Origin of the sequence: Flavobacterium sp., assembly GCF_044377315.1 — a bacterium.
In the GTDB taxonomy this organism is placed as follows: Bacteria; Bacteroidota; Bacteroidia; order Flavobacteriales; family Flavobacteriaceae; genus Flavobacterium.
This window is the reverse complement of the sequence record NZ_JBILJG010000030.1, coordinates 25,660-36,552: the sequence shown is the minus strand read 5'-3', so window position 1 is coordinate 36,552 and position 10,893 is coordinate 25,660. Positions and strand designations below refer to the sequence as shown.

Annotated in this window: 2 protein-coding genes and 1 pseudogene; all 3 read right to left on the bottom strand. The window is 34.1% G+C overall.

The features are described from left to right. Positions 1-6,797, bottom strand: a pseudogene (locus ACIQ66_RS09740) (hypothetical protein); the annotation flags it as partial. A gap of 1,073 nt (positions 6,798-7,870) precedes the next feature. Beyond that, on the bottom strand, positions 7,871-9,118 hold the full coding sequence (locus ACIQ66_RS09735; RefSeq protein ID WP_396212612.1) for a T9SS type A sorting domain-containing protein: 1,248 nt from the start codon (positions 9,116-9,118) through the stop codon (positions 7,871-7,873). Positions 9,119-9,177: 59 nt separating this feature from the next. Beyond that, positions 9,178-10,764: a T9SS type A sorting domain-containing protein gene (locus ACIQ66_RS09730; RefSeq protein ID WP_396212611.1), complete on the bottom strand. Its 1,587-nt coding sequence runs from the start codon at positions 10,762-10,764 to the stop codon at positions 9,178-9,180. Between the last annotated feature and the right edge of the window lie 129 nt (positions 10,765-10,893).

Sequence of the window (10,893 nt, the reverse complement as noted above, 5' to 3'; positions counted from 1 at the left end):
GTTGAAGAATAACCTGTTATCAAACTTGTAGGGAAATGAGGCATAGTTCTAGTAATTGTCTGAACACTGTCATCTGAAAGATTTGTAACTATATAGCTATATTGTGTTACGCCACCTAAAGATGTTGATGAAATCAAACTACCTGCATTAACTGTAGTAGCACATTGTGCAATAACTGGAGTAGTTGTACTAAACGTACAAGCTGGTCCAAAAGCACCATAAGTTCCTGAAGTTTTAACTGCCACTTCTACAGTGTATGTAGAACCATAAACATACTCATCTAACATATTTAGTCTAAACCAATGAGATGTTCTCTCTTCTGTTTGAACTGCATTAGCACCAGCATAGCTTGGAGTAGTATTTGTTACTCTGAATAAATATCCAGTAACACCATTTAAACTTGTTGTAGCAATTGTAGTATTTGGTCTTACTACAGTATTACAAGCTGGAGAAACTATTTGAGAAAGTCCAGCTGCTACAATATTTGGTGTAGATATTAAACATGTTGGTCCGTAGTATCCTAACCAAACACCCCCAACTTGTAGTTCACAAGAAACAGTGTAAGTTGTGTTATATTGCCATCCTACTAATTGTGAAAATTGGAAATGAGGAGTAGTTTTTACTACAGTCAATTCGCCGCTTGGTCCTACAGCCTTAAATCTATAGGCAGTTACATTACTACTTACTGGGAAATTTCTAACACCTACAAGAGAATTAGGTGTTGCTAAAGTTGAACCACAAGTTGGAGAAATCACTTGGGTTGTAAATGTACCTACAGAAATAGTTAAGTTTAATGTAGCAGTATTTGGGCACCCAGCAGCGTTTGTTGTTACATTTGTATAGGTACCTGAAGCAGAATATGTTGTTCCATTTTCAGACCATGTATATGGTGTAAACGAAGTAATATCCAATGTAGACGAACTACTACTGTTAATAGTTAACTCTAAAGTAGCTGTATCAACACAACCTGAAGCATTCGTAGTTACATTTGTATAGGTGCCTGAGGCAGTATATGTTGTTCCATTAGAAGCCCATGTATAAGTATCACATGCAGTAATTGTTTCTGTTGAAGTAGTATTACTTCCTACAGTTGCAGTAACAGGTGTTCTTGTAACAGACTCACATGTTTCGTCAAAAGTTAAATTATGAAAACAGTTAGTTGTATTAGCCGCAGTAAGAATCACATCATTAAGTGCAGAAACGTTTCCTAACAATCTAATTGCTCCAATTGTTGGATATACAATAGCCGCTGTACTGTTTCCTAGTGTATTAGTAGTTGCTACTAAACCATCAGAAGCAACTAATCTATAACCCGTACCAATAGGAATGATATAATCCAATGTTACTACTTGAGAAACAGTCCCTAAAGTTCCTGTATTTAATGTTGGCATGAAAGTTACAGGGGTAGTTCCAGTAACAATATTCCCTGTAGAATCAAATAAACTAATTGTAATTGGTGTACGTGAAGCTGTATTTTTAGGATACACAGTAACCGTTTTTAATTTTGTTTGATTTGTTACATCAAAAGCAATTCCTTTAAACAAAGCACTCGAAGCATTAGTTCCAGCCCATACTCCTGTATTTACAGACCCTGCAGATGTACTAGCAGAAGCTACATAATAAGTAGTAGTCGAAGCTACAGTGGGTGCATAAGTAGTACCAGTAGTTAATAATGAACCACCTGTAGCAGCACTATACCAATTCAAAGTAGAACCTCCTGTTGCTGCTAAATTAGCAACTCCAGCCTCACAAATTGTTACTCCCGTTGTTACAGCAGTAGATTGTGAAACAGTAATAGCAACAGCATTTGAAGTGCCTGAAACAGAAGAACAAGTTACTATACACTGGTAAGAAGTATTTGCAGTTGGGTTAGCAACATAAGTAGCATTAGTAGCTAATGCAATGTTTTCAAAGCCAGAACCTGAATTCATTTGCCATTGATATGTAAAATCAGCACCTGTCAATCCTGTTAAGCTTAATGTAGTTGGTTGACCTAAACATAATGTTGTGGTTGAAGCAACTGCAGTTGGAGCAGGTGTGCCTGAACAACCAGCACCATTAGAGTAAGAAAAATTACCTAATAAACCTCCAGTTTGAGCAGTTGTTAATGCAATTGTTGGAAGGTTAGGAATTGAAAAATGCGCTGCATCATAGGTCATTGTAGATATAGGCGAAGAAACAATATCATACACACCATTTTCTGTTGCAGCATGAACTATCAGATTAGAATCTGTAACTGGAGTAGTTAAAGAACCCAAACGAACATTATATCCTGTGAAGTCACCTAATGTTCCCACTCTTGTTACTTTCCATCTATTAGCACTTAATCCTGAAGCATTTGCAGATGTAGTTCCTGTATTAGTATCAAAAGCTTCTACCATCAATTCTACTCCACCTGTTGAAGCAATTGAAATTGGCAAATATTTACCGTTTTTACCTACTGGAAATAATCTGTTTTGCGTGTTATTTGCATCTGCTTTATTAGCATGAACGATAGGTCCATTAATATGACATGTTGCACTACCTACTACAGTAGGACTAAAACCAATTGTACCATTAGTCTGAGCTGTATTCAAAACATCAGGAGCACCACAATATATAGTATTTGTAGCAGTGGTATGCACAATACCATTAGTTAAAGAAACACCATTAACTCTAAAGTTTGGAACTCCAATTGTTACACCCGCAGCACTTGTGTTATTAACTGTCAAACTTCCTACTGAATGAGCGTTATATAAATTGCTACCATTCAAATTGTATAAATTAGCTAAATAAGTTCCTGAACCTGAAATAGTTTGTGGAATTGCAGATGGCACTAAAGCCCCATTGATAATATTACCTAAATATAAATTTCCTCCACGAGGCATATTTAAGGTTCCATTATTTACAATATTACCACCAACATATACAGGTGCATTTCCTAAAACTTTATTGAAAACACTGCCGGCAGTGATTGTAAAATTATTTTGAACATTAAAATTATATCCAGCCGGAACAGTACCACTATTTACGTTATTACTACTCACATTCATGAATCGTTCAGCACCATTAGGAGCATCAACAGTTAGATTTCCTAATGATAATAATCCACCACCCGCTTGAAACTGACAGTTGAATCCATTGGTAACAATTGAAGTGTTTTGTGTTGAAACCCCATCCCCAATTTGTAACGTATGATTTAAACCTGTTGCATAATGATTAGGTGATGCGTAGATAAATGAACCACTAGATTGTGTTAAGAATGTATAAAAAGACATTACTAATGGCGAAGGCGCGCCTGCTTGAACAGGTTCTGACAATGTCAAAACGGCACCCGAAATATTTGCCACAATAGTTCCCGGTTTAATACCAGCTCCTGAAACAGGCATACCAATTTGAATACTTGGGTTTGCAGCTGTTAAAACTGTAATGGGAGAACCCGCATTTACAGCAGAAAAACTTAATGTTTCAGGAGCAGTAATTGGAGAAGTAGCCAAACCAGACACAGGTAAAGACAATACAATTCTTGATCTCGTTGGAGCTGAAAATTCATTAGCAATACTTGCTATTGTTGTGCCTGCTTGAATACCATTTCCAGATACCACTTGACCCACAGCTAAGTTAGCATTTCCAGGTGCATTTTGAAGCACAATAGAAGTATTTCCGTTTAACATGGACGAAAAATTCAAATTAGTTCCTGATGGCACATTACCGGCAACATTTTGTGAAAGTGTCACTGTATTAATAGTTCCTGCGAAATTTAATGATGTACTCAAAACAGTTGTTCCAGCAGGAATATTTGGATGACCTGTTACTACTTGACCCACAGCTATAAGATTTCCACCCGAATTGCTTGTTGTAAAACTATTGGTAGTAAGAAGATTTGTCGTTGCTTTAACAAAAACACCTGCGGCTCCTTCTGTAGTTAAACTGTAATTTTCAATTGATGTTGCTGATATTGGCGTTTCAATATTTACTAATGGATCTACAATAGTAATTTTTCCATTAGTTAAATTTAAGTTAGAAGTCTCTAATTTGAATGAAGTACCACCAAAAGCAACTGAAGTAGCAACATCTCCATTATTATTACTATCTACTATAACTTCTCCACCTGTTTGATTAAAGAAACTTCCTGCTTTATGTGCCACAGCTCCGTTTACAAACAACTTTCCTGATGTCATTGTATGTGTACCATTGTTGTTAAAAGCAGCATTATTATTAGTACAACCTACAGTCATATTATTAGCTGCTGAATTGTTTACTAAAGTTCCGCCTGTTGCAATTAAAAGATTGGCAGCATTTGCAGTTGATGTAACAGTTACCGTATGTCCAGAAGCAATTGAAACTGAATTCGTACAACCAGGAACCACACCACCTACCCAAGTAGCTGCTGTATTCCAATCTCCTGAACCTGCAGAAACAATAGCCGTACTAGTATCAACTATGCTTGAACTTTTTATCCCTACATAAATAGGGGCAGCTGTTAATTGAGCTAAAGAAAGTCCTCTTCTAAATACAAAAGGTGTATTGGTTCCATCTTGATGTGTTCCTGCCAAAGCTGCAGTTTGATTCATAAAACGAGTAGAACCATCTAATGCTTCAAAAGCACCATTCAAATAAGCACCAATACGGAACGTAGTAGTGGTAGCATTTGGAGTAAACACTCTAGACGTAGTTGTCGCACTAGATTCTGGTGTAGAAATCGTGTAATTTCCATTAAATCTATTACTTATACTATAACTTCCATCTGGAATTGACAAACCAGAAGTTACCGTAGTTGCATCTGTATATAAAACCGCTATTTCACCTGCTAGAGAAGCATTACCGTCAGGCAATACATAAAAAGTTCTATCAGCACCAGAAGGACTAATAAATGGGAATCTATAAGGATTGTTGTTATTATGTAATCCTGGATATTGCGTACCTGGATTAACAGTATAAGTATCTCCACTCAAAAGCCATTTAGAAACTAAACCATTTGTAAATCCTGATCCAGTATTACACACTAAAGAACCTTGTCCTAAATTACTAAAGTTACCAATTACAAAACGATTTCCTGTCGTAACATTTACTCTAGCATTTGTAAAAATTAAATTCGATTTTATTCGGGTTACTGGCACATTCCAAACCACGTTTGAAGCGGCAGTTGCCGAATTATTAACCTCTAATTGATTAAGCACACCTATTTGATTGGCACCTGTACTTACCGCTCCTTGAGGTTGTATAAGTGAACCTCCTAAAAAACCAGCAGGATCAACCGTTATATTTTGCACCGTTGTACCATTTAAAGTTAATCTACCTTGAAAAGCACCACTACCAAAATTAGAATCAAATCGAGCTCCAACTCCTACATCTAAATTATGACCTAATTTGAGGTGTTTTCCATTGGTACCATCATGATTATTGAATCGTGCACCACTTCCGGCAATGTTTAAATCATTGTAAACTGTAAATTCATCAACAACTGTACTTATAGCAAATTGTACTAAAGTATTGGTTTCAAGGAGAATTAAATCTTCACAACCTGAATATCTTGAATCAATAATCACACTTTCTGCATTACTATCTAAAACTACAGTATCAGCATGAGTTGGCACTTTTCCACCATCCCAAGTGCTTGATTGAGACCAAAGTCCTGATTGTGCTGAAGTAATTTCTTCTGGAATTCTCGAAACAAGTGAAATATTATCAATAGCTGCTGGAGAAAGTGTTCCTGCGCCAGTACCGTTAGTCCAAACAAAAATCAATCGGAAAGAAGTTCCTGCAAATGATTTAGGTATAAATGCTGTAGTCTTTGTAGTTGCAACTTGAGGGTTTGAGTTGAAAGAAATCAACGTTGCGCCTGGCCAAGAAACTCCATAATTAAAAGGTAAAGTCACTTGAGTATCTGTTCCTGTAACCGTCTGCGATGTTGGCGCAACAAATACTTGCCATCCACCACCAGAAGCTGGAGCCGATTTTACATCAAATGTTAAGGTCATTGCTGTTTCGTTAGCAGGAATAGTGGTTATATCTTTATAAAAATAAACCGTTCTTGTAGTTGGATATCCAGCATACGAGTTGGAAGCTCCATTATCGTTTGATACATAAGCTGCATTACCAGAAATTGCTGATGACGTTGCTGAAAAAATTAAATTTTGACTTCCAGCAGCGGAAGCAGTTGTTGGGTTTGACAACCCTAATACTGTACCATTAATACTAGCAACATATGTATTAGCCCCAATAAAAGCATTTGGAGTTATTAACATACCTACTGATATGTTTGGATTAGCAGCAAGTAAAGCAATAGTGAACGAACCAGCAGTAATAGCTGTTGCGCTTGTTACTTGAGTAGTTCCAACACTAATACCTCCTGATGATTTACCAAAACCTAATGTAACAGTAGCAGCTGAAAGAGTAGCTGGTTGTGATAATGTTAAGGCTGTTCCAGCTATTGCTGATACAAAAGTGTTAGCAGGGATTCCTGAACCATACACAATTTGACCAACAGTAATGCTAGGGTTTGAAGCCGTTAAAGTAACTGATGCTGAGGCGGATGTAACTGAACCAACCGAAGTCGTTCCTGAAGCAGCCGATCCAACAGCCCATTTAACAGAGCTTGTTCCTTGATTTGCAACAGTCCAGCCATTAGCTGCGAATGTTGAACCTAAATTAAATCCTCCATCTGTTGCCGGATTGATAATTGTTGTTTGAGCATTCAAACTTGCAACACTAAAGAGCGCAACAATTAAACAACAAATTTTCGAATAACATTTCATAAAAGCTGGCAAACCTTGTGACAGACTTTTAGAGTTTTTGAAAACATAGTTTTTATTCATAATTAATAAAATTGGTTTAGAGGTTATACATTAAAGTACAATAGTTTTTTAAAAAGTATAAATTTATATAAAAAACAATATCATTTTGTGAAACATCTTTTATATTTACCGAAATTCAAAAGGTAAATATTTTTTTTAAAATACTGTAAAACAGTTATTTATGTTAAAATTGTTCTTTACTTTAATATAGTTGAAACTTTTCTTTTTTAGGGTGCTATATATTCAATTTCCAACATTTCTAGATAAAGAAAGTTATACATTTTTTTTTGAAACATTTAATTTTATGCTATTGAAAAACTAAAGTTTAACAATTTAAATTATAATAAAAAACTGCTTTAAGAAAATAAATTGCATTGAAAATTCATTATTTGTTAGTTAAGAAATCTAGAAATACATTTGCTTATTATTACTAGTAATTAACAAATATTTTTATGTGATTTTAGACTAGAAAATCCTTTATCATTTTTTTAAAAAAAATTGGCTTTCTCCTATTTTTAACTATTCTTCCTTTTTTGCAAAAAAACAAGAAAAGCAAATCCTTTCTTTTTATTGTTGGATCATTATTTTCAAATTCTTTCAATTCGGATGATGTAATTTTTTTATCCAATAGGTAATAAATGAGTGAGAAATCCCCATGCAATTTGGCTACATAATTAAACAAATATGACCGTTTGTAAGATGATAAATTATAGAAACTTTAAGGTCAAAACCAATCTTTTGATACTCTTTTTTGGGACAGGGTTGTTTTTTTTTATTAGTGTCATAAGTTGCTAAAAAGTGTTTATTTTTTTGTCAATCATTTTCAGGATTTGAACCTACTCACAACGGTCGATTTAATGACGAGATAATTTCGTATTGAAGCAATTACCTCGATAAAAAATCATTTAGAAAACCAAAATTATTCCTAAATATCAATTCAAGCGCAACGGAATTGGATAAAATTAGCAAATTAATTCCCAAGCTTTTATTGGTTAAAAACCCAAAAAAAATGATATTTAAACCCCAAATAGTCCCAAGAAGTTATTCGCGAATGTGGTTACTTTGACACTTATATTAATGTCCCGAAGAATTAATTACTCCACAACAATTTTCTCAGTTTTATAAACTTTATCACCCGATTTTATTTTTGCAAAATAAATGCCTTTAGAAACCTTTTGTATATTGACAACTTGATTATTATTGATGATTTGTTCATGCACTTTTTTACCCAAAACATCATAAATTTCTATAAAACTCTCTTTTTCGAGATTTGAAATAGAGAAAGTACCATTGTTTGGATTGGGGAAAGTTGAAACGTTTTCAGTATTCTCATTACCAGATGTAGCCAAACCACAATTGGAAGTTATAGTTACAGCTTGCCCTATTTGACAAGCATATAGAAAATCTTGAATAGGTGGGATTTCATCTGCGTCTGCACAGATATAACTTAGGTTTGGATTATTACCCCAACTTAAATTAGGCTGGGAATAATACAATTGTGTGAGTCCATTTTTTAAATTAATTGAGGTTAGATTGTTATGACTACAACCAAACAAATAAAGCGATGGTGCTAACGAAAAATCTAATGTCGTTAATTGGTTATGATGGCAAACAACAATGTTTAAAACAGGTAGATTGTCAAAATTTAGCTCAGTAATTTGGTTGTTTTGACATTGTAATACAGATAATTGTGGTAAATTGTCTAACAATAACGAGGTAAGTTGATTATTCGGACAATATACATTTTCCAAATTTTGCAATCCATTCAAATATAAATTTTGTAATAAATTATTTGAGCAAGATAAATATTCTAATGCCTCTAAATTTCTAACATTAAGGCTAGTAAGATAATTATTGCTAACATTCATATCTTTTAAAGAATAATTATCGCCAAATATAATATTGGTAAATTGATTATTATAACATATCAAAACTTCAAGCTGAGTTAGTCCTGATACATCTAGTTGTGTCAAACCTGAGTATGTAACGTCAAAGCCTTTAAGGTTTATCAATGTAGATAAGTTTATAGATGTTAAAGAGGGCTGATATGACGCCCCCAAATTAATTAGATTTACAAAAAAATGTAAACCAGTTAAGTTACTAACATCATAGCCAGAATTAATATAAAGTTCATATATAGCAAGAGCTTCATTCTGTTCTATCTCATTATTACTATTAGTATCAATACTAACCCAATCTCCATTACTGTTTTTTGCCACATGATAACCCAAAATAGGAGATGCATCTAATAAGCATGTCTTAAAATTTGCATCAGGTATATTGATAATTTGAGCATTTACAAACAATGGCACCAAAATCATAAAAAATAATAGCTTTTTCATTGCTTCTAATTTTTTAAATGCCCTTGTTGATTATTTAACAACAAGGGCAAAATTAATTTTTATTGTTTTACAATATTTTTAGTAATAGCTTGATTACCATCTTTTAGTTTAAGTACATATGTGCCTTTTGGCAATCTATCTACAACTAATAAATGTTCATTTGTACCTTCAGTTTGTGCTTCATACATTTTTTGTCCTATGTTATTATACACTTCTATGGTAACAACTTTTACTATAGTATCAAACAAAATGCTAAATATTCCATCACTCGATGGATTGGGTGCAATCACTGCTTTCTCAAGATTATTAGAATTAGTAGCAGGCTTATTCATAGGATAGCCATAGGTTATTACAACTTTGCCTGTATTGCACCAAACAGTTGAACCAGTAATACACATATTATATGTCAACTCATGTGTAGTTTGAGGCAAAGGTGGAACCGTATTCGTTATTACAACTCCTGGGCGTAAAACTACATTACCCGCTGTATTAATAGTCCAGTATAGATTAGGTGGCGAGGTTGTATCTGAAAAAGTTACGTTAGTCGCACTTGCTCCATCATTGACGCAAAAACCACCTATATTATTTTGTCTAGAACAAGACGTCAAAATATTAGTAGAGCCATTATATACAGGATTCGCTGCTGTAAGTGATATGTTATAATTAGCCGTTGTAATTCTATTATTAATACCAAAATCGGCTCTATAGGTTTCAGAAAAGATAGCAGGATTAGCTATCGATCGAAAACGATAATAAATACTAGCACTAAACGGATTAGTTCCATTAGGAATGTTTATAGTTCCATTAGGGTTAAATGTACAACCAAAAGGCATCGGTGTAATTGGCTCAATAGTAACATTAGCGTTTGTAAAAGGCACTCCATTTATAGTGGCTGCAACACAAGAACTATTAAACGAACCATTAGTTGTAGTGTTGAATACTGAAAAAGGACTATTATTAGGTGGGCCACTAGCTCTGTAACACATTTCTCCCATTGAAATTTTTGGGCAGTTTACTATGGTTGGAGAAGGATAAATAATAAAATTGCATGGGTTACTAGTGACCCAACCTGAATTACCGCTAGTATTTGTTATTGTAATTGATGTAAATGGTGTAGCTGAACTTACAGTCAATCCAACATCGCCGGTAGTATCTAAAGGTAAATTACAAGTTAAAACATTTCCAATAGCACTAACACCACATAGCGAAGATAATTGTATTGGACTAATTCCGTTTATTGTTATTATACCACTATCAGTGTATGTGCTTACTGATTGACTATCAATTGCACTATAACCAACACGAACACTTAATACAGGCTGACTAAATGTATATATTACAAATCCATTTGGGTCAAATGCACCAGTCCAATCCCCATATCCCAAATATGCTCCATCAGGTATACAATTAATATTGGAATTTGGTGTGTAATAACCCGTATCATAAGACCCACTTGTTGTAATTGTAACACCATCAACAACACAAGAAAGTGGAGAAGCATTAGATGTTGGAGGCGGTATAAAAACACCTTTCACTGGGCCCGGAACCATTCGATTTGGTGCTCTTTGATTAGTAGTTAGTAGTTGGGAAAATGAATTAACAGTAATAAGCATAAACAATAAAATTGATAAATTTAATTTTTTCATATTGCGTTGGATATTTTGTTAGATAAACTAACTGTTAAAAATTGGTTAACGGAATTCCAACAACAAACATTATAAAAAAAAAAGAACTTAAACAAGAAAAAAACGTAATTATTTTCTTAAAAGTGTAAA